This is a genomic window from Streptococcus mitis (assembly GCF_047459985.1).
GTDB classification, from domain to species: Bacteria; Bacillota; Bacilli; order Lactobacillales; family Streptococcaceae; genus Streptococcus; species Streptococcus mitis_DZ.
On sequence record NZ_JASHHD010000005.1, the window covers coordinates 70,540 to 96,877 of the forward strand.

Sequence of the window (26,338 nt, forward strand, 5' to 3'; positions counted from 1 at the left end):
TGGTTCTCCAGCCTAATTTCCTGTAAATTTATGAATCAATTCCTGCCATTTGGCTGGAGACAAGATAGCCCATGGATCTTGACCCTTGCCCAAGATTCCATAACCTACCATTAAGCCAATACCTAGGGCTAAAGCACCTAAAAATAGTACCAAAATGACTAGAAGTAAACGCTTGATTACGTAGCTTGATTTCCTATTCATCTTCATCATTTGCCTCAATCCGCTGAATCTTAGCACCTAGCTGCGCCAACTTCTCATGGAAACGGTAGTAACCTCTATCCAAGTGAACCAATTTACCGACCACAGTTTCTCCTTGTGCTACCAAACCTGTCAAAATCAAGGCTGCACTAGCACGAAGGTCAGTAGATAGAACTTCTGCTCCCTGCAAAGGTTGTCCACCAACAATACGAGCTGTATCACGGATAATTTCAGAATGCAAGCCCATGCGACGCATTTCTTCTAGGTGTTGGAAACGATTCTCGAAAACTGTCTCCACCATGCTTGATTCGCCTTTTGCGACGGTCATCAAGGCTGTAAATTGAGCCTGCATATCTGTTGGAAATCCTGGGTGGGGCAAGGTTTTCACATGCACAGCTTTTAGCTTTTCGAGTTGAGAGCGAATTCGAATTCCTTCAGTCTCCTCTGTCACTTCCACTCCCATTTCAAGCAATTTAGCAATCAAGGGACGATTGTGCTCCCAAACAGCGTCTTTAATCAAGACATCACCACCAGTCATGGCAGCAGCCACCATAAAGGTTCCTGCTTCGATACGGTCTTGGACTACATTGTGAGTCGTACCATGAAGTTTCTCAACACCGGTAATGGTAATGGTCTCTGTACCAGCACCTTTAACCTTGGCTCCCATTTCATTTAGGAGAATAGCTAAGTCCACAATCTCAGGCTCACGCGCAGCATTTTCAATCACTGTAACTCCATCAGCTAGAGTCGCCGCCATCATCAAGTTCTGCGTCGCACCAACACTTGGGAAGTCCATATAGATATGAGCCCCGTGTAAGCGGTCAGCCTTGGCTTCGATATAACCAGCTGTCTGGCTAATCTTAGCCCCCATAGCTTCCAGACCTTTCAAATGAAGATCAATTGGGCGGCTACCAATCGTACAACCTCCCGGCATGGATACCTTGGCATGACCTACACGGGCAAGAATTGGCCCCAAGACAACGATGGATGCACGCATCTTGCTAACATACTTGTAAGGGGCTTCTTCAGTGATATCGCCAGTCGCGTCCACCTCGACAAGATGGGCTTCTTCATCAAAATCCACCTTAGCATTCAAACCACGAACCACCTGATTCATGGTGAAAACATCTGACAAGATAGGAACGTTCTGCAAAACAGTTTTTCCTTCACTTGCTAGAATAGTCGCCGCCAACAATGGCAAGACTGCATTCTTTGCTCCTTCGATCGTAACACTTCCTACCAGACGATTATCGCCACCTTGAACTACAATTTTTTCCATACTTATTTCCTTTACATTTGATTTTATAATAATCCTCTAAGCGCTTCTTGCCACAACTGATACAGGCTAATAAAGAATGAACTCAAAATATAGCCCATTACAATGCTAAAAAGAGCTATCAATAAACGGACTTTTCTTGTATTCTCAGCTGTCACTTTTAAAACCTTGTCCCATCTAACAAGATCCTTTAAAAGGTAAAAACTCACATAAATAAAGAGCATGTGACTGCTTAGAGTGAATAATAATTGAACCATTTGACTATTATACCATCTTCTCTGTTTGTTCGCTAGTTTGGAAACCTCACTTAAAAATTAGGGATTGTTTTTCAAGTAATCAATTGCATCTTGTAGGGTTTTAACTGGAACTATTTTCATATCTGTCTTGATTGTTTTGGCCGCTTCTAGGGCTGTTTGGTAATTATTTTTCGCATCTGGATGCGCTTTTTGTTCTTCTTCGCTAACAGGATTATCAGGAGCAAAGAAAATAGCGGCACCTTCTCTAGCCGAAGCTACAACTTTTTTATCAATACCTCCAATGTCACCCACATTACCATCACGGTCAATAGTTCCTGTACCGGCAACAATGCGACCATTACGAAGGTCAGGGTCAGCTATTTGGGTATAGATGGCCAGACTAAACATGAGACCCGCACTTGGACCGCCGATACCAGCTGTTGAAAAACGAATAGGGACATCACTGGTCACTTCCGTACGGTCAATCAAGCCGATTCCAATTCCATTTTTGCCATTTTCCAAGGTGATAATCTTACCTTCTGCAGACTTGGTTTGCCCATCCTCTTCATAGGTGACCTTGACGGAATCCCCTAATTTTTGAGAATTGACGTAATCAATCAAGTCTTTGGAACTATCAAAGGTCTGATCATTGACTGCTGTGACCGTGTCAGAGATATTGAGAATCCCTTTAAAGGTCGAATTATCTGTCACGTTCAAAACATAAACCCCAAGGTATTTGAGTTCAATATCCTTACCAGCTGTTTTTAGCCCTTGATACTTGGCCATATTTTGCGATGTTTGCATGTAGAATTGATTGATTCGCATAAATTCAACATCGGAAGAACCACCTGTAGTCTCCTGAGCACTACGAATATCTGTAAAAGGTGTCAACCAAGCATAAATCATATGGGCTAAAGTAGCATGTTGGACACCAACCGTAACGAACTGATAGGCACCAGTTTCCTTATCTTCGGTGTCATTTACTTTAAGGACTTGGCGAATATCTTCCGAACCACCCGGAACCTCTATATAATAGGGCAAGGGCACTACAAATGCCAAGAAAGTCACAATCAAGGCCGCAATGACGTATAAGGGCCATCTAATCTTTTTTTTCATTTCTTAATTTCCTCCAAAATACTATTGGGAACATAGCAGGCAATATCCTGACCAAACTTCAAAAGTTCTCGAACACCAGATGAACTGATATAGAGATGTTCAGGTCGACTATGTAAATAAATGGTCTCTATATCAGGAGACAGCTGATGATTGTAGTAATCAAAACTGGCTTCATATTGCAAATCCGTTGCATTTCTCAAACCTCGAACTAGGAAAGTAGCCTCCAGTCTTTTTGCAACATCAACCACCAATTCATCATGAGAAGACACGACTTCAACATTTTCCAAATGTTCCAAAGCCTTTTCTAGCCCCCGTTTACGATTTTCGATAGGGAGAAATCCTTGTTTGTGGGGATTAAAAAAAATACCGACATAGAGCTTGTCAAAGAGTTTGCTAGCTCGCTCAATAATATCCAGATGCCCATTTGTCATAGGGTCAAATGAGCCTGTGAATAAGCCAATCTTATCTGACATAGACTGTCACCTTACTAATTCCATAAATCTTTTCCTTCCAGATGCCCAGACAGGCAATTTCTTCTGGAAGTTCAACGGCCTTATCCGTTTCACATACAACCATGACATCTTCAGAAAAAAGGTCTCTCTCAGCCATTTTTTCAATATCTGCTACGATTTGTTCCTTAGCATAAGGAGGGTCTAAGAAAATGAGGTCAAATTTCCCAGATACCTGCTCCAATGCCCTCTCTGCATCCATCTTGAGAAGTTGAAATTTCCCAACTTCCTTGGTCATCTGGATATTTTCAGCCACGATGGTCTGAGCCTTACGGTCTCGCTCTACCAAAACAGCGCTGGACATGCCACGCGATACTGCCTCGATAGATAAACCACCACTACCTGCATAAAGGTCCAAGACTCTCCCCTCTTCAAAGTAGGGACCAATCATGTTAAAAATGGCTCCCCTAACCTTATCCGAAGTAGGTCTTGTCGTCTTGCCCTCTAGTGTCTTGAGGAGGCGTCCCCCATAGATTCCTGATACAATTTTCATACCGTTTATTATACCAAATTATGGGCAAAAAGAGAAAGAAAACCGAACCTTGCGGTTCGATTCTCTACAAAATATTTTCGTAAGTATCGCGGACTTCTTGAGGCCAAACACTTGTTTGCACTTCTCCTATATGTTTCTTGCGAAGTAGGAACATGGCCATCCGAGATTGTCCAATTCCTCCTCCGATTGTCAATGGGAATAGGCCATTCAACAAAGCCTTGTGCCATTCCAATTCCAAGCGGTCTTCATCACCTGTAATGGCAACCTGACGGCGAAGCGTTTCTTCATCTACACGGATTCCCATAGAAGACAACTCAAAGGCTCCACCCAGAGACTCATTCCAGACAAGAATATCGCCATTTAAACCCTTGTAGCCATTTTCAGACTCGCTTGTCCAGTCATCATAGTCTGGTGCACGTCCATCGTGCGGTTTACCGTCTGACAATTCCCCACCGATACCAATCAAGAAGACAGCGCCAAATTCTTTACAGATAGCATTTTCACGCTCTTTCGGTGTCAAGTCTGGGTAGCGTTCTACCAACTCTTCTGTATGGATGAAAGTAATCTGTTTTGGCAAGATTGATTCGATATCATAGCGGGCTTCAACAGCTAGCTCAGTCAGGCGAATGGCCTTGTAAATCTTCTCAACTGTTTCTTTTAGGTAGGCAATGTTGCGTTGTCCATTTGGAATGACTTTTTCCCAATCCCATTGGTCAACATAAACAGAGTGAGTCGCATCAAGCGAATCTTCGTCTGGACGAAGGGCCTTCATGTGGACAAAAAGACCCTCACCCTCACCGAAACCAAAACGAGCCAAGGTATGACGTTTCCATTTAGCAAGTGAATGTACCACTTCATAAGTAGCATCAGGGATTTGGAGAACCTTGACCGATACGGCATTCTCCACACCTGATAAGTTGTCCTGCATACCATCGCCGACCCTACTCAAGATAGGACCTTGAACTTCTACAACTTCTAACTTGTCTTTCAAATACTGGGTAAAAGTGTTTTTGACAAAGGAAATCTCTTCTTGTTGGTGGATAAAACTTTTCTTCATAAGCTACTCCTCAAAAATTAATTAAGAGCATTATACACCTATTTCCAAGAAAAGGAAAGAGCAAATACGAAAAAATCAGTGCTCCTTCGAACACTGATGTCTTAAACCTTTTATACTCAATGAAAATCAAAGAGCAAACTAGGAAACTAGCCGCAGGTTGCTCAAAACACTGTTTTGAGGTTGCAGATAGAACTGACGAAGTCAGCTCAAAACACTGCTTTGAGGTTGTAGATAAGACTGACGAAGTCAGTTACATATACCTATGATATCTACGGCAAGGCGACGTTGACGTGGTTTGAAGAGATTTTCGAAGAGTATTAGTCATTGCGACCGAAGATACGTAGAATACTTAGGAAGAGATTGATAAAATCAAGATAGATACTGAGAGCCATTGACACAACCCAACCTGTCGCTACACGGCCTTGTGATTGTTCATAGGCAAGGCGAATTCTTTGGTTGTCCCAAGCAATCAGCCCAGAAAAGACCAAGACCATGGCTACACTGATCATATAGTCAAAGAAGCCACTAGCCAAGAAAACATTGACTATCATAGCAATAATCAAACCGATAAGAGCCGCTATCATAGCCCGACCAATCCCACTCAAGTCTTTCTTGGTGAATATTCCAACTGCCGCCATGACAAAGAAGAGAAGGGCGCTCGATACAAAGGCAGATAAAACTGTCCCTGGAGTATAGAAGGCCACCACAAAACTGAGGGTAAAGCCGTTTAAAACTGAGTAAAGTAAAAATACTGGAAGAGCCGCTGGACTATTTCTTGAAGCCATGCTACTAGCAACGAAAACCAAGGCCAACTCCGCAACAGTGGCAATGGTCAACCAGAGACGACCTTGCATCAAAAAGTAAACCAACTGTTGCTGAAATACAGTTAACATAAGACCTGATACCAAAGCGGATAGTCCGATTCCCAGACCAACAAAGGCATAGACCTTAGCGTAAAATTGATTGAGACCTGCGCGGTCGTGAATAATAGTGTGATTCATCTTTTCTCCTTTTCTATGAATGTCTTTCCTTGATTATAACAAAGAAAGTTAAAATTAGCTTAAATGGAAAATCAAAATACCAGCTGCGACTGCAACATTTAGACTCTCTGCCTGTCCCTTCATACTGATATGAACTAGTTTATCTGCACTTTCAGTCATAAGGTGACTAATTCCTTGACCTTCATTCCCCATGACTAGTACAAAATTTTCCATAGGAGGCAGTTCTCTGTAATCAACAGAATCTTTAGATAGAGTTGTTGCTAGCACAGGGATAGCTGCCTTTTTAGCTTCATCGAGAAGCACTTGGCTCGACATCCGATAAATGGGCAGATGGAAATGACTGCCCTGCATGGAACGCAAGGTCTTGAGACTGTAGATGTCTGCCGATTTATCTGAAACAATCACTCCAGTAAAACCTGCTGCATCCGCAGTCCGAATAATGGTTCCCACATTACCAGGATCTTGCACATCTTCCAAAAACAAGAACTTGCCCTGACTCAAATCAGCTTGTCCTACTTCTTCTTTTTGAACCACGGCAACAATTCCCTGTGGAGTCTGAGAATCCGCCAAATCTAGCAAAATATCCTCTGACACCCAGGTAGTTTGCGGAAAAGCAGCTAACTGATCTCGGTAATTTTCTAGGGCAAAGATTTTCTCAATCGTCACTCCAGCTTGAACAGCTTCTTCAAACAAGTGCCAGCCTTCAATCAGATAAGCAGACTTGCGATATTTTTTTTGGTGTAATTTCTTGGCATTTTTTACCACAGAATTGGCTTTTGAGGTTATAATAGTCATAGAAATATTATAACACAATCAAAGGGGTTTGGTATGCAAAAGGTTAGAATGATTGCCCAAGGTAGGGTGCAGGGAGTCGGCTTTCGTTGGGGTGTTTACAGCTTGGCGCTTGAAATTGGTGGCATCACAGGTCGGGTATGGAATAACGACGATGGTACAGTGGAAATCTTAGCCCAAGCAGACTCATCTGCTATCATGGCAAAATTTATCCAAGAAATCCGCAAAGGACCCACACCTTTTTCAAAAGTCAGCTACTTAGATGTCAAACTAAGCAATTTTCCTCCTTACCCTGACTTTAAAATCGCAAATTAGGTCTCTAGAACTATTGTATATTTTGTAAAAAAACAGTAGAATAGAAAGGTATAATTTTTAAAGAAGGAATAAAAACAGTGAAATCTATTAAACGTTTTGCACTCTCAGCTATGGGAGTGGCTATGTTGCTAGTCTTAACTGGCTGTGTCAATGTCGATAAAGCCACAGGTCAGCCAACAGGATTTATTTGGAATACGATTGGAGCTCCTATGGCTGAAGCTATCAAGTACTTCGCCAATGACAAGGGACTTGGTTTTGGGGTTGGTATCATCATCGTAACCATTATCGTGCGCTTGATTATCTTGCCACTTGGTATCTACCAATCATGGAAGGCAACGCTTCATTCTGAAAAGATGAACGCCCTCAAGCATGTTCTTGAGCCACATCAGACTCGTCTCAAAGAAGCAACTACTCAAGAAGAAAAACTCGAAGCTCAACAAGCTCTCTTTGCCGCTCAAAAAGAGCACGGCATCAGCATGTTTGGTGGTGTAGGATGTTTCCCTGTCCTCCTTCAAATGCCTTTCTTCTCTGCTATCTACTTTGCTGCCCAACATACCGAAGGTGTTGCTCAAGCAAGCTACCTAGGAATTCCTCTAGGTTCTCCAAGTATGATTTTAGTTGCCTGCGCCGGTGTTCTTTACTATCTTCAATCGCTCCTTTCACTTCACGGAGTAGAAGATGAAATGCAAAGAGAACAAATCAAGAAAATGATTTACATGAGCCCACTCATGATCGTCGTCTTCTCCCTCTTCTCACCAGCCAGTGTCACACTTTACTGGGTTGTCGGTGGTTTCATGATGATTCTCCAACAGTTTATCGTCAACTATATCGTTCGTCCAAAACTTCGCAAAAAAGTCCGTGAAGAACTAGCCAAGAATCCACCAAAAGCAAGTGCCTTCTCAACACCAAACGGACGAAAAGACGTTACCCCTGAACAACCAACTGCTATCACAAGCAAGAAAAAACACAAGAATCGCAACGCTGGAAAACAACGTTCGAGATAAAGCTACGTATTTTATCCAATAATTAAAAAACGAATGAATGATAAATAGTTTTCATCAACTAGATATCATCATTCGTTTTTATTATCTACTGTTACATCTTATACTAATCAAAAACGTTAAATAGTTTAAAAGCTCACATCTAATACTCAATGAAAATCAGAGAGCAAACTAGGAAGCTAGCCGTAGGTTGCTCAAAGCACTGCTTTGAGGTTGCAGATAGAACTGACGAAGTCAGTCACATATATAATCCAAGGCGACGCTGACGTGGTTTGAAGAGATTTTCGAAGAGTATAAAACTATTAAATCATAAATTAACAAGTAAATCACTATGATTTAATACAATTTACAGTTATTAAAACTTCTGCTCCCTCGTCTCTATTTCTAAGCTCAACTCGGCCTTTGTGTAGTTTTGCAACTCTACATACAAAACTAAGTCCAATACCATAATGTTGCTCTTTAACCGATCTAGCTTTATCCATACGATAAAAGAGCTTTCCAAAATTATTTAAAACTTCCTCTGGAAATTCAGAACCATTATTCCATATACCTATTTTTAATTCTTTCCCCTTTTGCTCTACCCTAATTTTAATTTTAGGATTCTGTTTATCTGCATACTCCAAAGCATTTGTTAAAATATTTTGTATTGCACGAATCAGAAGAGATGGATTTATATAATAGTTTTCAGTTCCTTTCACATTTTGTTCAAAAGAAAACTTCATCTGATTTTTTATCAAAAAAGAGACTTCTTTCTCTAATTCATTGATAAAATCTGAAGAGGAATACTCCGTCCAACCTGTCTCATCGTCATAATAGGTTTTAGAATAATGAATCAATTGATTGAAATAATCTAGTAACTGTTGACTAGCTCTTTCTATATCTGCTAAGCATTCTTGAGATTGGTCGTTTTCAGTTATCGCCTGCAAAAATTCCACATTCCCCCTAATAATGGTTAAGGGAGTCTTTAAATCATGAGAAGCTGCTGAAACCTGAAACATCAAATCTTCTTTCTGCTGTTTCTCATCAACTATTAATTGTCGAATTCTATCTTGCATCACAATAATCCGATTTCCTGTCTCACGAAATTCTTTAACCGTTAAACTTTCTGTACATTCCCTCTCCAACCACATACTATTTTCATAAATCAAAGTCATTTCATAACTCAGTTTTTTCAACAATTTTCCAATGTGATAACTTATTAGAACAATCAATAACACACAAATATATATCCATGATGACACATTGAAAAAAATTGATAGAAGACCACTATTTTTTAGAGGTTTCCCATCTTCATTTATTTGTATAGATACTGAAGCTAAGGGGATAAGATAGACCATTAGTAAGCCAAGACTAAACTGCCAAATAATTCTCCAACAGGTTTCTCGAATTAATTGTCTAAAACTTTTGATTCTACCCATTGATATCCTCCACCGTACAAGGTTTTAATTGGATTTAATTGATAAGGTTTCAGCTTTTGACGAATTTGATAAATATACTCTGAAACCGAACGTAAAAGAGCTTCTGAACTTTGTGGATATAGATAATTATAAATTTCCTCTACAGAGTATATTCTACTTGGGGTGCTTGCTAAAAGATTCACTATATCAAATTCCCTCCTTGTCAGGGCAATCTTATCATCGTTTACAAATAGTTCCTTACTATCCGTATATAGTATAAGCTTCCCAATCTTTATTTGATGAACATTTCCTTTAATCCGTTCTTCACGACGTAAGTGCATTTTAACACGTGCTAAAAGTTCTGGCATGCTAAAGGGCTTCATAATATAATCATCAGCTCCTGCATTGATTCCAGCTACTAAATCTTCATCCATATCCTTGGCAGTTATAAAACAGATAGGAACAGTTATCTGCTCGCGAATCATCTGACAGATTTCTAAACCACTAACAGGCATCATAATATCTAATAAAATCAAGTCAAATCCTGTGAAATCACAAAGATCAATCTCTTCTATCTTATTTCGTATGACTACTTCATATTTTTCATATTCTAGTACTTTTTTTATTAGGCGAAGAATAGCAAGATCATCATCTACCACCAAAATTTTATAAGCCATAACTCACCCTCCTGAATATATTATAGCACTAACTGAGAAAAAGACAGGATATCCCCTGTCTTTAGCGTACATTTCTTCCTATGAGTATCAGTGTAGCAAATAGAAAAACAATTAATAACCAAACTATTTGTATACCTAAGCCTTGCCACACTGGATAATAAAGAGACAATGGATAGGTATAAAAACAATTCATACTAGCTAGTAATGGCAAATTTCTAAAAAAAGAACTAAATTGTAGTAACATTTGTCCCAACCCCAATAAAAGGGATAAACTTATTCCCAAAACTAAGATAAAAGACTGGGAAATAAATACAAAAATACCACTTAAAAGAGCGAAGGTTAGAATAGAAATACAAGCTGGAAATAGAATTGTTAGAACATGTTTAATATTGCTCAAAAGATTGATATTGTAGTATCCTTGGGCGATTAGTATGCACAATGATATTACAGTGACCAATAATACAATTTCCATACATAATACAATAGCTACTTTACATATTATAAATTTCAAACGATTTGGACATGTAAGAAAACTGGTACGAAGACTAGAACCTGTAAATTCTTGTCCTATAAATAGGACCGCTAGACTAATGAAACCTGCCTGTCCTAAATAGAGACTTTGCAGTAGCTGTTCCAAAACAAACTCTAGAGTCAACTGGTCTGGCTTACTATTTAAAAAAACAACCATCGCCGGAACACACAGTAATAGAGCCCCTATAATCAACCAGTGCCAAGGATTCATAATAAACTTGAGATACTCACTTTTAAGTTGTTCTTTCAACTTATTCACCTCCTCCGATATCTGACTTAAGTAAGCGGTAAATTGCTATAGCCAAGAATGAGAAGTTCCAACAAAGTAAAAATAAAATATTTTGCAAACTATTATGTTCTAACATTTGAGGAGATGTAGCAATCAATCCTTGCCCCAATGCAACTGGAAGAAATTTTGCAACCGATATATAGTTTGCTAAGAATGTTCCTAAATTGTAGACTTGAGGAAGCAAAAATAATAGAGGAACAATGGCTGTTTTAAATGTCAAAGCCATAATATAGGCCAACAGTCCTAACAAAGTCCAAGCTATACTGGCTAAAAATATATAGAACCAAACTGTCCCATTTAGTGAAAAAAGCAATAAACCATCTTGTCCTAAAACATAATGTGTCATGTTAATCGTCAGGAATATTGATAGAAAGGAGATGAAAAAAGCAAATACAAGCCAAACTAATGTTTTTGAAACTAGGAAAGTACTTCGATTTGTAATAGAGAGGAGGCTTGTACGAATAGCAGAGCATTTATACTCCTCGGCTCCGTAAATTGAGCCTAGGATAATCATAATAAAAACACCAAATAAAGTGACATCAAAACCTAAAAATTCAATAGGAGGTATAGCTTCTGCTAATTCTGGATTTGTCTCTGGTGTAGCATGGATACCAACTGAAACAATTTGAGAAGCACCAATATTTGCTAAAAACGTTTGAAATACCAGTATCAAGAATAGTACAACATAAGTAGCTCTCTTATAAAGTAATTTCAATATTTCAGAATGAAGAGAGTAAATAAGTGCCATGTCACTTTCCTCCCTCTGTTAAACTAAAGAAGACTTCTTCTAGTGAGGAAAGATTTTTCATCACTTCTTGTAAAGTCCCTTTTATAAGAACTTTTCCTTTATTTATGATAACTACATCATCCGTTACTGCTTCCACTTCCGATAATATATGAGATGATAGCAAGACTGTCTTTCCTTCTTGAGCTTGTTTTTTTATAAACTCTCTAAACCACCGAATTCCTCTTGGATCCAAACCATTTGTCGGTTCATCCAATATCAGATACTGAGGATTCCCTAATAGAGCTGTTGCAATCCCCAAGCGTTGTCCTTCTCCTAATGATAATTTCCCAATTTTAGATTTTTTCTTATGGCTAATATCCACCATATCCAAGACTTGCTCAATTCGTTGACTAGATATCCCATTACTAGCAGCAACAATTTTCAAATGCTGATAAACAGTCCGATCATCAGGAGCACCTACACTGTCAAATGAAGCTCCTACAGTCTTTAGAGGACATTTTAATTCCTTATAAGTTTGATCTCCAATTTTGGTGAAACCAGATGTTGCTTTGTCTAATCCTAATAAAATACGTAAGGTTGAACTTTTTCCAGCTCCATTTGGACCCAGGAAAGCAGTCACTCTACCTGCTTTTGCTTCAAAAGAAATATCTTTTAAAATTTGAGTTTGACCATATGACTTACATAAATTTTTAATGGCAATACTTTGTTCCATAGATGTTCTCCTATTCTATTTAATATTTCTGAAAGTAACTATATCGTACAAATTCTTTTTCGGATTTTTTTCAGAATTTAAAGAGTAAAAAAGATTTAAAATTTTGTTTCATTTAATTATCTAGATTTGTGCAAACTTAAAAGCCCGATGTTTCCATCAGGCTTCTTTTATCCATGTACACGTTTCATATAGTCTTGATAACTTTCGGTATCCATGAGTTTTTTAGCATTCTTGACGCGTTCTGCTGTCGGAGGTTTAACTCCTTCAAGAGAATACGGAATCCCAAGTTCACGCCATTTGAACTCTCCCATGGTGTGGTAAGGCAAGATTTCAAACTTATCAACGTTTTTAAGAGTTTTTACGAACTTCCCAAGTTCAATCAAATCTTCATCGCGGTCTGTCAATCCAGGTACGAGAACGTGACGAATCCATACAGGCTTACCAATATCTGATAGATACTGAGCACAAGCTAAGATATTTTTATTGGTTTGACTGGTCACAATCTTGTGCTGTGCTTCGTTGATTTCCTTGATATCAAGGAGAACCAAGTCTGTCACAGCCATGAGCTTGTTGAATTTCTCTAGATAGCGTGGTTTGTTACGGAATGGAAGGGCACAAGTATCCAAAGTACAGTGAATCCCTTTTTCTTTTGCCTTGGTAAAGAGAGCAATCAAGAAATCAATCTGCAAAAGGGCTTCTCCTCCACTGACAGTGATTCCTCCCTTATCTCCCCAGAAACCGCGGTAGCGCAAGGCTTCTGTCAAGACATCATCTACCGTCCGTTCACGTGATTTATTGGACTCCATAGCCCAAGTATCTGGGTTATGGCAATATTGGCAACGCATCTGACAGCCCTGCAAAAAGACAATAAAGCGAATACCAGGGCCATCTACCGCCCCAAAACTTTCTGTCGAATGCACCATTCCTGTCACTTGTCCATAATCAATTGTTTCTTCAGACATATCGTTACCTTCCTTGAAAACGTTTTATAGTTTTATTATATCACGACTTGAAGGAAAAACAAGATTTTTGCCTATTTTTTAGAAAGCAATCTGTTTTTCAATTTCATTTTCAATTACTTATCAGATTCTTTTTCAAAATCAAAGCCATACAAGGTTGCAAAATAGTCCTCAGGACGCTCTGCACGGCGGATTTGACGGGCTTTGCCTTCTTCGGTATAGAGGATTTCCGCAGAACGAAGTTTGGCATTGTACTGATAGCCCATTGAAAATCCGTGGGCACCTGTATCATGAATGACCAGCAAATCACCGATTTCTGTATGAGGCAGTTCGCGATTCACTGCAAATTTATCATTATTTTCGCAGAGCGAACCAACCACATCTACCACTTCAGCTGGTCCTTCTGGATGAGTCAGATTGGTAATATGGTGGTAGGCTCCATACATAGCTGGACGCATAAGGTTGACTGCTGATGCATCCACACCCAGATAAGTACGGTAGGTTTTCTTCTTATGGGTAACTCTTGTGACTAGAGCCCCATGAGGAGCTAACATAAAGCGGCCCAATTCGGTAAAAATCTTGACCTGACCAAGACCTGCTGGCGTCAGAACCTCTTCATAAACCTTACGAACTCCCTCACCAATCAAGGCAATATCATTTGGCTCCTGCTCAGGACGATAATTGACACCAATACCGCCAGAAAGATTGATAAAGTCTAGCGAAATGCCCAACTTTTCCTTGATTTCAACAGCCAATTCAAAGAGCTGACGGGCCAATTCTGGATAATAGAGATGGGTCACAGTATTGGACGCTAGGAAGGAATGGATCCCAAATGTCTTAGCTCCTTTTTCCTTCAAAATAGCAAAGGCTTCAAAAATCTGGTCCTTGGTCATGCCAAACTTGGCTTCTCCAGGATTGTCCATAATGTCTGTCCCCAGTTCAAAAACACCGCCAGGATTATAACGACATGAGATGATTTCTGGAATACCTGCTGCACGCTCTAGATGTTCAATATCTTCAAAGGCATCCAAGTTAATGGTCGCTCCTAATTCACGCGCATAGGCATATTCCTTGTCTGGCGTGTTGTTTGAAGAGAACATGATTTCAGAACCCGGAAAATCCAGTTTATGACTCATTAAGAGCTCTACATAACTAGAGCAGTCCACACCACATCCCTCCTCTTGAAGAATTTTCAAGATGGCTGGTGTCGGAGTCGCCTTGACAGCAAAGTATTCTTTAAAGCCCTTATTCCAAGAAAAAGCTTCGTTTACTGCGCGTGCTTTCTCGCGGATTCCCTTCTCATCATAGAGGTGAAAAGGAGTCGGAAACTCCTCAACAATTTTTTCTAAGGACTCACGGTTAATAAATGGTGTTTTCATAAGCTTCCTTCTATTCTATTTGAAAAGAAAGGCTGGGACAATCGTTCCAACCTTTAGTTCTATCTCTTATTTATCTTCGTCAAAGATATTGCCAACCTCAACGTCGATGGCTTGGTTCTTGACATCAATATTAGTTACCTTCAAGAGTGACTTGTAGTCAAACTGCTTTTCACGTTCTTCTTGGGCATTGTCCGCAAAGACTGCAACACCTGCCAGTTCTGAGTCGAACTCACGCAAGAGACTAATCATCCCATTGACAGTTCCGCCACCTTTCAAGAAATCATCCACAATCAAGACACGGCTACCTGCCTTGAGACTGCGTTTTGAAAGGAACATTTTCTCGATACGGTCACCACTTGAACCTGATACATAGTTGACGCTGACAGTTGAACCTTCGGTAATTTTCAAGTCACGGCGCACAATAACAAAAGGAACATTGAGGACATTAGCAACTGCATTTGCAAGTGGAACACCCTTAGTCGCTACTGTCATAACCGCATCAATTTTTTGGTCCATAAAGCTCTTGGCAATAATACGACCAATATTTTTCAAGATGGCTGGTGTGCTAAGCAAATCAGACAGGTAGATGTAGCCACCTGGCAAGATACGGTCACTTTCTGACAACTTGGCACGCAAGTCTTCAACCATTTCCTCGGCATCATGGCTCGAAATAGAAGGTGTGAAGATGACACCTCCACCAGCACCAGTTACTGTTTGAATGTGGCCAATTTCAATTTCTTCAAAGGCGCGTTTGATAATGACGATATCTTCTGATATGGATGATTTAGCAGATTCGTACTTTTCAGCAAAAGTATTGAGACTAGTTAGTTTATAAGGATTATTAATCAAATAGTTGGAAATGACAACCATCCGATCACTTCTTCTTAATTTCATTTCTATTTCCCACTTCATTTAATTTTGATATTTTATCTATTATACCATATTCACATAAAAAAACGAACATTCTTATCCTAAAAAATGCTCGTTTTCTTAAATTATTAATCTAAATCTGGTTTATAGAAGGAACGATTGTCCATAGCGAAAATTTTATTGGTCATCTCTCCTTTATCCACCAAAGCAAGAGCTGTTGACATCATCATCATGCTTGCATCCAGATTGTCAATCATATGTATAATCTCTGCTTCCATAATGCGTGGACGGACTGGGCTTCCATACTCAAGTAAGCCGTGGTGACTGAGGATAACGTGACGAAGCAAAACGACTTCTTCCTTGGTATCATCGATGCCGAGCTCCATAACCGTCTTAGTAATTTCACTATCAATGAGAGCAATATGCCCAAGAAGATTGCCTCTGACCGTGTACTCGGTCTGGTCTGGTCCCGTCAACTCGATGACCTTAGCCAAATCATGCAGCATAATCCCTGCATAGAGCAGACTCTTATTGAGCTGAGGATAAACTTCACTAATAGCATCTGACAAGCGCACCATGGTTGCCGTATGATAGGCTAACCCCGTTTCAAAGGCATGGTGGTTAGTCTTGGCAGCTGGATAGGAGTAAAATTCCTTGTCATACTTGGTGTAGAGATTTCGGACGATCCGTTGCCAGACAGGATTTTCAATTTTGAAAATCATTTGCGACATGTAGTCACGAATTTCCTTGACATCAACTGTCGACTTGACCTTGAAATCAACTGGATCATTGGGTTCACCGGGTTGAGGCAAGCGTAGAGTAATTTGGTTGACTTGAGGGGTATTGTTATAAACTTCTCGGCGCCCTTTCATGTGGACAACCTTACCTGCGGTAAAGGCCTCAACGTTATGAGGTTGGGCATCCCAGAGCTTCCCTTCAATCTCGCCACTATCATCTTGGAAGGTAAAGGCTAGGTAGTTTTTCCCAGCTCGAGTTTGTCTCAGGTCAGCTGATTTGATTAGGTAAAATCCTTCAAACAGCTCATCTTTTTTCATGTGACTAATCTTCATATTCTTCCTCATCTTCTTGGAATTGGAGCAAATCAAGCGCAGGCTCACCTTCTGATAACTCAATGTGACGAAGCGTTCGCTCGATAGCTGTAGTACGACGGTTTAATAAATCATCAATATTGCCAGAGGCATGTTGGAGATGTTTTTGTGCCTTGACCAGAATACCTCCAAACTTGCCAAATTCTGTTTTGACACTAGCTAGGGTTTTACTGATATGGTCAGCACTCTTTTGGATATTTAGAGTTTTGAAGCCAACCGATAGAGAATTGAGTAAAGCTGATAAGGTACTTGGACCTGCAACGATAATTTGCTCCTCCCGTCTCAAATCATCAAAGAAAATCGGATTGCGAACGATTTCCGAATAGAGACCTTCTGTCGGAACAAACAAGACTCCAAAATTGGTTGTCCGAGGTGGCGCCAGGTACTTACTCTTAATATCCTTAGCAAAACGTTTGACGCTTGCTAGGAGAGACTTACGACAACGCTCGATTTCCTCCTTGTCACCTGCTTCATAGGCTTCTTCCAGACGGTAATAATCCGCCAATGGAAACTTGGAGTCAATCGGTAGATAAACATATTCCTGGTCACCTTGCCCAGGTAACTTGATGGCGTACTCGACTCGCTCACTCGAATTTTCAACCGTTGCAAATTCTCGTTCATACTGGGCAGGTGTCATGATATCTTCAATAATCTGTCCCAGTTGTAATTCACCCAGAATTCCTCGGGTCTTGGTTCCAGAAAGAACTTTATTTAGCGCACCGACATCTCGCGCAACAGTTTGCATTTCACCCAGACCTCGATTGACAGATTCCAGTTGTTTAGAAACCGTCTCGAAGGAGGCCTGCAAGCGTGTCTGCAAGGTCTTTTCTAGCTTTTCCTCGACCGTTTGGCGCATCTGTTCTAAGCGTTGCTCATTTGACTCCTGCAAAGCTTGGAGGCGTTGGTCAGTCTTATCTCTTGTTTGGAGGAGGTTCTCATTCATTTCCTGCCGAACTTGAGTTAAGCCTTGGTGCAATTCAATCCGCACCTCCTGCAAACGGTCACTGACAGCCACTTCAAGATTTTTTTGATCCAGCTGACTAGCTTGTCGAGCTTGTTCAAATCGATAATCTAGCTGGTCTGATAGGTTATCTGCCTGATCCTCCAAACTCTTGGTCAGATATTTCTCCTGCTTGTCCTGCCTTTGCCAAATAAGAAAAAGGCCAGCTAGGTTAGCTATTAATAACAGTAGTAATATAATCTCCATCCTATCTCCTGTCCTTACTATGCAACACGACTACATAGCCATCTGGGCAAGTCACCGAAACTTCCCTATCTATATATTCGTTAGAAGCGTAAACTTTCTTAAAGAAAAAATTCTCCTCAGTCAATTCGTACTTGGCTCCGATAATGGTTAACTGACTGTCCCTCACGGGCATAAAGGCAAGGTAATCGTAGTCCGAACGCGGTTCCAATCGACTGGTACCTTCCGGGCAATAGCTAATCAAGTTTTGCCCATCCTCAATCGCTATCTGTCGCATATAAGGTACCAACTTAGGATTACTCGGAAGAAAGACATTGGCCAGCATATGGTCAATGCGACCACCAAGGGCACCAAAAATGGTCACCTGAGCTTGAGGATTCTTTTCGAAAATCGTTAACAGTGCTAGTTCCAAATCGGTATCATCTTTTTCTGGCTGGGCTTGGACAAAGTGACGAGCACGCTTTTGAATCAACTGATGTTCTTCTGCAGTCACAGAATCAAAATCACCAACTGCTAGAGCAAGAGGAAGTTTTTTCTCTAGTACCCAAAGCGAGCCTCGATCCACACCGACATAGCAATCAAAATCTGCCCGATAGTGACCACGGTCTCCACCAGCAAAAACTGCAACTCTAGTCCAGTTGTTTTCGGAGAGCTTGCACTCGTTCATTGACATCTCCCTTAAAGACATAAGACCCTGCTACAAAAACTGTAGCACCAGCTTCTTTGGCTTGAGCAATCGTTTTATCATCAATCCCGCCATCCACTTCAATCTCAAAGTTCAAGCCTTTTTCCTCACGAAGGACAACTAACTCACGAATCTTATCCATGGTTTCAGGTAGGAAAGCTTGCCCACCAAAACCAGGGTTAACTGTCATGACCAAAACTTGATCAACTAGATGAAGGACATGCTTAATCGCTTCAACTGGTGTCCCAGGATTAATAACAACCGATGGTTTGACACCTAGAGAACGAATTTTTTGAAGAGCGCCATGGATATGAGGTGTTGCCTCTACGTGAATACTAATGATGTCTGCACCTGCACGCGCAAAGTCTTCTAGATGGTGTTCAGGATTAGAGACCATCAAGTGGCAATCAAAAACCATCTTGCTATGAGGGCGAAGGCTTTCGACCACACCTGCACCAAAGCTGATTTGTGGTACAAAGTGACCATCCATGATATCGATATGGGCGTATTCTGCCCCAGTTGCTTCTAGGCGTTTAATTTCACGTTCAAAGTTGGCATAATCTGCTGCCAGAATTGACGGAGCAATCTTGTATTGAGACATAGGTTTCTCCTTATTTTGGAATTTTTTTGCTGACTTTTTTATAGGTTTCTCTGCGATTTTCAATCTCGCTTAGAAATTGCAAATAGTTGTCAAAACGGAAGGTCGCAATCGCTCCCTCTTCGACTGCTGGTTTCACTGCGCAAGATGGCTCATGAGTATGAGTACACGTACGGAACTTGCAGTCTCGGCTAACAGAGGCAATTTCTGGAAAGGCCTGATTAAGATCTTCCGCCGTTGATACTTCATAATCTAGTGATGAAAATCCTGGCGTGTCTGCGATTTTCCCACCATTGAGATTGTAAAAACTAACAGCTCGAGTAGTATGGCGACCACGACCTAAACTATCAGAAATTTCTCCCGTTTCTAGATTAAGGTCAGGTGCGATTTTATTGAGAAGGGTTGACTTACCAACACCTGTCTGCCCCATAAAGACTGTCACCTTGTTTGTTAATAGTGGCAAAAGTTCCTCTTTACTGGTTACAAAGTCATAGCCAATCACACGATAGGTCTGCTCGTAAAAATCCAGTTCTCCTCGATCTGACAAGAGGTCCATTTTAGAAATATAGACGATGGGATGAATGCCCTTATGTTCTAAAAGAACCAAGAAGCGATCCAATAAATTGCTATTAAAGTCAGGCTCTTTAACTGACATAATGACAACTGCTTGGTCAATATTGACAATGGGTGGGCGAACCAGACTATTTTTTCGTTCGTGAATCTTGAGAATGTAACCTTCTGAATTTTCCTCCGCAGAAAAATCTACCCAATCCCCAACGTAGGGAGTATGGCCTTTTTTTCGGAAATTCCCACGCGCGCGTGTCTGATAAACCTTGCCCTCACTCTCTACATAGTAGAAGCCAGCCAAGGCTTTAATGATTTGTCCCTGCATCTTAGAATCCTTGCCCTTTAAGCGCATCTGCTAGACTGGCAAATTCTGCCAAGCTGAGAGCTTCACCACGTACACTTGGTGCCAGTCCAGCTTGGTCCAAAGCTTTGGTCAGTTTGTCCTTGATTTCCTCACTCTTCCCAAAGTAACCAGTCAAGTTATTCCACAAGGTCTTGCGACGATGAGTGAAACTAGCCTTGGAAACCTTAAAGAAAAAGTTCTCGTCTTCTACCGCAACCGCTGGCTCTGGACGGCGCACCATTTTCAGGATAGCTGAGTCCACATTTGGCGCTGGAACAAAGACCGTACGAGGCACGATAAAGGCAACCTTAGCTGTCATGTAATACTGAACTGCAATCGACAAACTACCATAAGCCTTGGTATTTGGTTGAGCGGAGATACGATCAGCCACTTCCTTTTGCATCATAACCACAAACTCACTAAAAGGAATGCCACTTTCAATCAAGTGCATGAGAATAGGGGTTGTGATATAGTAAGGCAAGTTGGCTACTACCTTGATTGGCAAATCAGGATTTTTGAAACGTTGAATATGCTGCACCAAATCAACCTTGAGAATATCCTCGTTAACTACGGTCACATTGTCAAAATCACGCAGGGTATCTGCTAAAATCGGTACCAAACGGTGGTCAATCTCAAAGGCCATGACTTCAGCCGCACGCTCCGCCAAAAATTCAGTCAAGGCACCAATCCCTGGCCCGATTTCAATAACATTAACCTGATCATCAATCTCAGCTGTATCGACAATCTTTTGAAGGATATTGGTATCTGTCAAAAAATTTTGTCCAAAGGACTTTTTAAAAGTAAAACCGTGACGCTCCAGCACTGCCTTGGTCACGCTATAATCTGCAATTCTCATCTATTCTCTTTTCTAATTATTAGCTAAAAATAATATATAGAAGCCACATAATCCTAGTACCAGCAAAATCCAAAATATAGCAAGAACACGATGTTTGTTCCCTTTTGAATCAGCTCCAGTCATATCAAGTGCTTTTTTATCTTCTTTGGGGTTCATTTTCTTCAATTCATCCTGATAGGCAACCGAATCTAGAATATTGTCATCTGGTAATAATTCTGAAGCATAATAATCAGGGAAACCCATAGCAAGGCCAATTAAGTTCTTATCCTTTAGAGAAAAATCCAAATCTTTTGGTTGATTTTCCTGAATAGCTCGGATATTTTTTAACAGTTTATCAGCGACTACAGACACTTGGTCCATAAAAACTACATCCAAAAGATCAAATCCAAGCACATCACCGTCTTTGACATTTGCAAGAATATAACGAACAAAGTCATCATAGAGTTGCAAGGCTTGCGCGGGGCATTCTCTTCTAAAAAAGAGCGGTTTTGAAGAGCATTCTGCTGGAATTTTGCAATAGGAAGTAAGATATCTAAATTCTGCTCTTGGTAAAACTTTTCTGCTTGCTCTTCATCTTCTTCGAGTTTTTCTGCTGTTTTCCAGAGAGAAATGGGAGTTCTTAAATCTTCTTCATTCCAAAACAATTGCCAAAAATAGGGGATCGTGTAGATGCCTGCTGTTAAGATACGAGCTTCATCTCCGTTTTTTAAGTAAATATAACTTCTATTTGCCATATCGTTTCCTTTCACAATCTTTGAAAAAGGTTAGTGGTTCAAGTAGGATGTAGATAAAACTATATAGTTTCCTAATGTAAAGAAACTCTCTAATCTTTAGCTCTGCCTTCTAGTTCCTAACTGAGCTCTTGCATTTCTTTGAAAGCTGTTAGACTAACATAAGCACCTGCTTCATAGTATTCAGTTGGGTTTATTGCATAGTCAAAGCCTTCAATCATGCCTCCTGCTTCTTCAATCATGCCATTCCACTTTTCATCAAAGACCATTCTCAGACGTTTCCAATCGGTAAAGACTGGGACGGAATTTCGTCCATCTTTTCCTTCTCTGACTGGAATGCTGAATCGAGCGTCTTCTTTCAAGACAAAGGAATTGGCTCCTTGAGTATTATCGGGGAATCCTGAAGTAGCATCTAATGGAAGCAAGAACTTGGCTTTAGGCATAGCCATAGAGAAGAACTTGTAGTAAAGCCCATAAACTAGTTCTTGCTCTTCTGTAGTCGATTGATCCATCTGCCCCATCAAGAGCATCCATCTCACTAGGTCAGGATTCATGACAGGCACTTGTATTTCTGGCAAATCAGAAAAATCTGGTTTTTGAACCAAGGCTGAGGCACTGATGCTGACTTCCTTGGAATTAAAGATTGCTCCCAGGGCACCATTTAAGTAAAAGGCTGTCCCAAGGAAATTTTCAATCCCTTTTTTATCTTCCGTATTTTCAATCAGTTTTACGACTGAATTTGGTCGACTGTCAATGGTTTCCTTGAATTGGCGATACCAAGATGGGGTCAAAAGCATGATCATAGGATCAGTACACAGATATCCTTCCTCACCTCTGTCATAAGTAGTTGAAAAGAGGTAAGGTTCACCCGTTTTTTCCGAATACACTGCATAAACAGAATCTGCTACTAACAACTTGTCTTTGACGATTTCCGCTAGACGTTCCAACTTGCGAGTGTTGGCTTGATAACTTTCTTCGCTTTCAGTCTCCTGATTTTGACGGCATTTCCATAAAAAGAGACGTAAAATCTCTACACTATCATCAAGGCTAGCTGCCAAATAGTCTTCATTGGTCAACTGACCCTCTTGGATGGCTACAAAAGCACGATACAGAGCATCTGAGTAGCTAGATAATATTTGCTCTTCATCAACACCTGAACTAAAGAGCACACTTCCCTTTTTCAATTTATCCAAAGAAGGATTCCTATCAACCACTAGATGCGCAAGAACTTCATCCGTTAGACTATCTGCATCTTTGTTTTGACTACTAAGTTTTTTAACCTCTACAGTACCAAGAGCGTCCATTCCTTGGTCAGGATTGCAAAACTGCAACTGATCCCCAACCTTGAGAGTCCCTTCTAAACTCCCAACAATCAATAATTGATTCGTTTCCTTCATAGGGAGAAAGTCTAAAACTCCCACACATGCATTGCTTTTAGACTCTTCTTCCGCTTCGGTCTTTTTCAAATAGTCAAAGATGCCCATTTTTTTCTCCTTGTTATTACTACTCCATAGTAGTTTAGGCAAGAAATAATGTTGTCAATACTCTTGACTAAGTTTTACTATCAAGTAGCCTTTTATCTCCTGTTAACCAGTATATGATTACTTCTATTGTATCATATTCCCTTGGTATTTTGGGGTGAAAATCACACTAAAAAACTATCTTCCCTCATGAAGGAAGATAGTGCTTGGCAATCTTTAAATGCTGACTTACTGATTCTCCTGAAACATACGTTCGAAAAAATCAGCTTCTTGATAACTTCGATTTTCAGGTAGGGTCAAATCTACATCCTCCTCCACATCGTCCACTGTCAGTTCAACCGTTTGAGGTAAATTTTTCAAACGATAATGCTTTTGCCTTTGCCCTTCAATGCTAGCAAAATCAAGCAAATACCCATTCACTCGGATTTGAACCAAAAGGAGATGATTGGTCATATTTTCCATGATGAGGATGTCTTCTAAACCACCTCTAACACTAGGATAGTCAAGCACCCTGCGGATACGAATTTTTTCACACATGAGCAAGATCCCTCATATCAATAATTTCATCTGCCTTGTTCCAAACCAAGGGATTATGGGTCGCAATGATGATAATGCGGTTTTCATCTTTCAAATCCACCAAGAGATTCATAACCTCCTCTGAATTTTCAGGATCAAGGGCTGCTGTTGGTTCATCTGCCAAAATTAAGGGTGGATTTTTCAAAATGGTCTTGGCAAGAGCAACTCGCTGAGCCTCTCCTCCTGATAAAGTATAAATTTTTTGTTCTAAATCCAAATACCCTAGATTAACCTTCTCTAAAGCCTCCACTTGCCTTTCCAAACGTTCTGCTTTTGAAACTTTTTGCCCAACAAAACCCAAATCTAAGTTTTCTTTGATAGATTGGTTTTCTAAGAGGCCAAAATTTTGAAAGAGATAACCCATCTGGTCTCGAAAATACTCTCGAGTAGAAATGGTTTTTAAATCTTTCCCTTGATAGAGAACTCGTCCTCCATCAATCTTTTCTAACTTTCCTAAAATATTAAGTAGGGTTGTCTTTCCGCTCCCACTCTTTCCGATTAAGGCATAAACCTTGCCCTTCTCCAGTTTAAGATTCAAACCAGAAAAAATCTCTCGGTCATTAAATTTCTTTTCCAATCCTTGAATGTCAATCATCTTATTTTCCTTTCAATACGGCCATACTGCCAGCCTCTTCTTTTTTATCCTGTCTTACTAAAATCAACAAGGCATTAAGAGCAAACAAAGCTACAACAAGAGCGCTAAGCAAGCCATCTCCCGTCAAAAGACTAGATAGGATTAGGCCAAGCAATAGAACTCCACCTTGCCCCAGTAAATACTTACCATGAAGCTCATGGATTGTCATACCAGAGAGGCGTTTAATCATGATCTCCCGTCTGAACTGCTCAAAATAGAGAAGGTTCATGGAATCAAATAACAAAATTGCCGTAGACAGAGTTAAAATTGTCCCAATAAGGAGAGAGTAGAACTCCATGCGTTTGTCATTTAGCACCTTGGCAAAAAACAGCTGGCTCTTTATCAAGTAAGAGACCTTGTGATACATACCTTGCTCTTTTAAAGCTATGATACTGTCTTGATATTGATCTAATTTCAAGGAACTGTTAGCAGTAGTTCCCCATAACATCCCTGCAACAGGACCTGTTCCAGTAGCTTGTGGCGTTAGGACTACAATAATCGGATCTTTTAGATATTGACGGGTCGTTTTGTATCCATCGTTATAGAGAAAGCGTTCCTGTCCTGTTTCTGTAAAAGCCATTGTAATCTTTGGACTATAGGCTTTCTGGCTTGCCTCCTCAAACGAGACCGATGAAAACCCTTGCAAATATGCCGCAAAGAGATTTTGATAGTAGAAAGACTGCTCTCGCAAACTCTCAGGCAAGATCAGCCCAAACTCTCCCTCAGACAGGTTTTGCATCTTGTCCATAAACTCTGAAGAAACAGTAATCTTTTCTTCTATTAGATAGCGCGGTGAGACATAGATGACATTCCCTGCAGGTGTGTAGTCATTGAGACGATTGCCATCTAGATCCACTTCTGCTCCATTTGAGAAATTGTCAACATTGCTCATAATGTAAAGAGAGTCTGTATGGGCTAATCGTTCTTCAGTAAATGTCTGCCACTCGCGATTATCCTTACGCATCCCTTCTTCATCGGCAAATGCACTAGACCATCCAAATGAGAGGCGGTAACGGTCTGAGGACTGGCTCCACTTGTCGCTAGCTCTCTCCATCTCCTGCATCTCACGGTAGTGGGGGAGGAGAGCAGTCGCACTCGATCCGACCACCAGTACGGCTAAGAGTTGCCCCACCATCATCAATGCCATCATTCGTTTGAGAGGGAGTTTCCCTTTCAATAAGTCCATCAGGCCATTTTCCTGCAAACCGAATAGATAGACGACACTTAGCAAGATGGAAATCCCTACCAAAGATAATCCATAAAGCAGAAGACCAATAATGACAAGTTGCACCATCGACATAAACAAGGCACCTTGATACCAGAGAATCCCAAAGCCCAAAAGACTGGATACCAGTACCGAGAAAATAAGCTGTCTCACATCTTCTAACACCGGTCTGAGAGCAACCCCAAACAAGCTCTCACCAGCTATTAAGCGAATCCCTGCTTGACGAAGGGACTTGATCCGATAAATCAGAGTCAAACTCATAAAGGTCAGCAGAAAAATAGCTAAACTCAGTAGCACCATAGGGGTGGCCGCCAATAGTAAGACTATCGAAAATGGATCTTCTCCATTCGAAACAAAGCCTTGATAACCAAGTTCTTTCAAGGTGGTCTGTAAGCTCACTCCATCCAAACTTCCTGACACAATCAAGTAAGAACCTAATAAATCACTCGTTTCTGCACTCTCCTTGGAGGAAATGGTCAGACCTTCTGGAAGCTCTCCCTGACCATAAGTGGCATAGGTAAAGCGTGTTTCTCCAGCTTCATTTGGCTCAACAATCCGACGGGCGATGAGACTTTTGTGCTCTACTGCCAAGTGACTCAAAGCCTCTGTCACCTCTTCGCGACTAGCTACTGGTTGATTTATTACCATTCCTGTCACATCAACAGAGGAATAGTTACCAAATAAAATCTCTTCTCGATGGTCAACGGAAGTTATCACCATATAAAGTGATACCAAGACCATTGAAATCAAAATAAAAAAACGTTTCATCATTT

The 26,338-nt window shown here is 40.6% G+C and carries 27 protein-coding genes and 2 pseudogenes; 2 read left to right on the top strand and 27 right to left on the bottom strand.

Features of this window, described 5'->3' with window-relative positions; all coding sequences use genetic code 11:
• Window positions 1-12: 12 nt before the first annotated feature.
• From QM959_RS04735 to QM959_RS04770, 8 genes and pseudogenes are all read right to left on the bottom strand, one after another.
• Entirely contained in the window at window positions 13-201 is a 189-nt protein-coding gene (locus QM959_RS04735) for a DNA-directed RNA polymerase subunit beta (RefSeq protein ID WP_247934993.1), read from the bottom strand.
• Complete coding sequence (murA, locus tag QM959_RS04740; RefSeq protein ID WP_414371718.1) at window positions 194-1,477, bottom strand: UDP-N-acetylglucosamine 1-carboxyvinyltransferase; 1,284 nt, start codon at window positions 1,475-1,477, stop codon at window positions 194-196. The genes QM959_RS04735 and murA overlap by 8 nt, the downstream gene beginning before the upstream one ends.
• A gap of 23 nt (window positions 1,478-1,500) precedes the next feature.
• Entirely contained in the window at window positions 1,501-1,731 is a 231-nt protein-coding gene (locus QM959_RS04745) for a DUF1146 family protein (protein ID WP_414371720.1), read from the bottom strand.
• Window positions 1,732-1,788: 57 nt separating this feature from the next.
• Window positions 1,789-3,299: pseudogene (locus QM959_RS04750) on the bottom strand (SepM family pheromone-processing serine protease).
• The gene (gene rsmD / locus QM959_RS04755) at window positions 3,289-3,828 is read right to left on the bottom strand and encodes a 16S rRNA (guanine(966)-N(2))-methyltransferase RsmD (protein ID WP_414371722.1); all 540 of its coding nucleotides are present in this window, start codon (window positions 3,826-3,828) and stop codon (window positions 3,289-3,291) included. Before rsmD ends, QM959_RS04750 begins: the two are co-directional and overlap by 11 nt.
• A gap of 64 nt (window positions 3,829-3,892) precedes the next feature.
• Complete coding sequence (asnA, locus tag QM959_RS04760; protein ID WP_261077987.1) at window positions 3,893-4,885, bottom strand: aspartate--ammonia ligase; 993 nt, start codon at window positions 4,883-4,885, stop codon at window positions 3,893-3,895.
• 317 nt (window positions 4,886-5,202) lie between these two features.
• Entirely contained in the window at window positions 5,203-5,886 is a 684-nt protein-coding gene (locus tag QM959_RS04765; RefSeq protein ID WP_414371724.1) for a Bax inhibitor-1 family protein, read from the bottom strand.
• Window positions 5,887-5,940: 54 nt separating this feature from the next.
• Entirely contained in the window at window positions 5,941-6,681 is a 741-nt protein-coding gene (locus QM959_RS04770) for a TrmH family RNA methyltransferase (RefSeq protein ID WP_414371725.1), read from the bottom strand.
• Window positions 6,682-6,714: 33 nt separating this feature from the next.
• Here QM959_RS04770 and QM959_RS04775 point away from each other — a divergent pair, with 33 nt between their 5' ends.
• Both QM959_RS04775 and yidC read left to right on the top strand, forming a co-directional pair.
• Complete coding sequence (locus tag QM959_RS04775) at window positions 6,715-6,993, top strand: acylphosphatase (protein WP_001174612.1); 279 nt, start codon at window positions 6,715-6,717, stop codon at window positions 6,991-6,993.
• Between the two features lie 77 nt (window positions 6,994-7,070).
• Window positions 7,071-7,997: a membrane protein insertase YidC gene (gene yidC / locus QM959_RS04780; protein WP_414371727.1), complete on the top strand. Its 927-nt coding sequence runs from the start codon at window positions 7,071-7,073 to the stop codon at window positions 7,995-7,997.
• A 326-nt stretch (window positions 7,998-8,323) separates the two neighbouring features.
• On the opposite strand, the gene QM959_RS04785 is transcribed toward yidC, so the two are convergent.
• The 19 genes and pseudogenes from QM959_RS04785 to QM959_RS04875 all read right to left on the bottom strand — a co-directional run bounded on the left by QM959_RS04785 (window position 8,324) and on the right by QM959_RS04875 (window position 26,333).
• Window positions 8,324-9,412 carry a sensor histidine kinase gene (locus QM959_RS04785; RefSeq protein ID WP_414371729.1) on the bottom strand — a complete coding sequence of 363 codons (1,089 nt, stop codon included), beginning with the start codon at window positions 9,410-9,412 and terminating at the stop codon, window positions 8,324-8,326.
• Window positions 9,382-10,068, bottom strand: coding sequence for a response regulator transcription factor (locus tag QM959_RS04790; RefSeq protein ID WP_414371731.1), 687 nt, complete (start codon window positions 10,066-10,068; stop codon window positions 9,382-9,384). The genes QM959_RS04785 and QM959_RS04790 overlap by 31 nt, the downstream gene beginning before the upstream one ends.
• Window positions 10,069-10,129: 61 nt before the next feature.
• Window positions 10,130-10,849 (bottom strand): ABC transporter permease, encoded by a 720-nt coding sequence (locus QM959_RS04795; RefSeq protein WP_414371733.1) that lies wholly within the window; start codon window positions 10,847-10,849, stop codon window positions 10,130-10,132.
• 1 nt (window position 10,850) lies between these two features.
• A complete protein-coding gene (locus QM959_RS04800; protein WP_414371735.1) occupies window positions 10,851-11,636 on the bottom strand; it encodes an ABC transporter permease in 786 nt (261 codons plus the stop codon).
• A 1-nt stretch (window position 11,637) separates the two neighbouring features.
• A complete protein-coding gene (locus tag QM959_RS04805) occupies window positions 11,638-12,348 on the bottom strand; it encodes an ABC transporter ATP-binding protein (RefSeq protein ID WP_414371737.1) in 711 nt (236 codons plus the stop codon).
• A 167-nt stretch (window positions 12,349-12,515) separates the two neighbouring features.
• A complete protein-coding gene (gene pflA, locus QM959_RS04810) occupies window positions 12,516-13,310 on the bottom strand; it encodes a pyruvate formate-lyase-activating protein (RefSeq protein ID WP_414371739.1) in 795 nt (264 codons plus the stop codon).
• A 113-nt stretch (window positions 13,311-13,423) separates the two neighbouring features.
• Window positions 13,424-14,686, bottom strand: coding sequence for a diaminopimelate decarboxylase (locus tag QM959_RS04815; protein WP_414371741.1), 1,263 nt, complete (start codon window positions 14,684-14,686; stop codon window positions 13,424-13,426).
• Window positions 14,687-14,752: 66 nt separating this feature from the next.
• Window positions 14,753-15,580, bottom strand: coding sequence for a pur operon repressor (purR, locus tag QM959_RS04820; RefSeq protein WP_261233818.1), 828 nt, complete (start codon window positions 15,578-15,580; stop codon window positions 14,753-14,755).
• Window positions 15,581-15,684: 104 nt separating this feature from the next.
• Window positions 15,685-16,626, bottom strand: coding sequence for a 3'-5' exoribonuclease YhaM family protein (locus QM959_RS04825; protein WP_414371743.1), 942 nt, complete (start codon window positions 16,624-16,626; stop codon window positions 15,685-15,687).
• Window positions 16,616-17,872, bottom strand: coding sequence for a DNA recombination protein RmuC (rmuC, locus tag QM959_RS04830; RefSeq protein WP_414371745.1), 1,257 nt, complete (start codon window positions 17,870-17,872; stop codon window positions 16,616-16,618). The genes QM959_RS04825 and rmuC overlap by 11 nt, the downstream gene beginning before the upstream one ends.
• A gap of 1 nt (window position 17,873) precedes the next feature.
• Window positions 17,874-18,536, bottom strand: coding sequence for a thiamine diphosphokinase (locus tag QM959_RS04835; protein WP_414371746.1), 663 nt, complete (start codon window positions 18,534-18,536; stop codon window positions 17,874-17,876).
• Window positions 18,499-19,155 (bottom strand): ribulose-phosphate 3-epimerase, encoded by a 657-nt coding sequence (gene rpe / locus QM959_RS04840; protein WP_414371748.1) that lies wholly within the window; start codon window positions 19,153-19,155, stop codon window positions 18,499-18,501. Before rpe ends, QM959_RS04835 begins: the two co-directional genes overlap by 38 nt.
• A gap of 10 nt (window positions 19,156-19,165) precedes the next feature.
• Window positions 19,166-20,044, bottom strand: coding sequence for a ribosome small subunit-dependent GTPase A (rsgA, locus tag QM959_RS04845; RefSeq protein WP_414371749.1), 879 nt, complete (start codon window positions 20,042-20,044; stop codon window positions 19,166-19,168).
• A 1-nt stretch (window position 20,045) separates the two neighbouring features.
• On the bottom strand, window positions 20,046-20,918 hold the full coding sequence (gene rsmA, locus QM959_RS04850) for a 16S rRNA (adenine(1518)-N(6)/adenine(1519)-N(6))-dimethyltransferase RsmA (RefSeq protein ID WP_414371751.1): 873 nt from the start codon (window positions 20,916-20,918) through the stop codon (window positions 20,046-20,048).
• A gap of 19 nt (window positions 20,919-20,937) precedes the next feature.
• Window positions 20,938-21,652 (bottom strand): annotated as a pseudogene (locus tag QM959_RS04855) (dimethyladenosine transferase).
• A gap of 116 nt (window positions 21,653-21,768) precedes the next feature.
• Window positions 21,769-23,133, bottom strand: coding sequence for an SseB family protein (locus QM959_RS04860; RefSeq protein ID WP_414371753.1), 1,365 nt, complete (start codon window positions 23,131-23,133; stop codon window positions 21,769-21,771).
• A 225-nt stretch (window positions 23,134-23,358) separates the two neighbouring features.
• A complete protein-coding gene (locus QM959_RS04865; RefSeq protein ID WP_414371755.1) occupies window positions 23,359-23,667 on the bottom strand; it encodes a hypothetical protein in 309 nt (102 codons plus the stop codon).
• Complete coding sequence (locus QM959_RS04870) at window positions 23,660-24,301, bottom strand: ABC transporter ATP-binding protein (RefSeq protein ID WP_414371757.1); 642 nt, start codon at window positions 24,299-24,301, stop codon at window positions 23,660-23,662. The genes QM959_RS04865 and QM959_RS04870 overlap by 8 nt, the downstream gene beginning before the upstream one ends.
• A gap of 1 nt (window position 24,302) precedes the next feature.
• On the bottom strand, window positions 24,303-26,333 hold the full coding sequence (locus QM959_RS04875; RefSeq protein ID WP_414371758.1) for a bacteriocin-associated integral membrane family protein: 2,031 nt from the start codon (window positions 26,331-26,333) through the stop codon (window positions 24,303-24,305).
• Window positions 26,334-26,338: the final 5 nt, after the last annotated feature.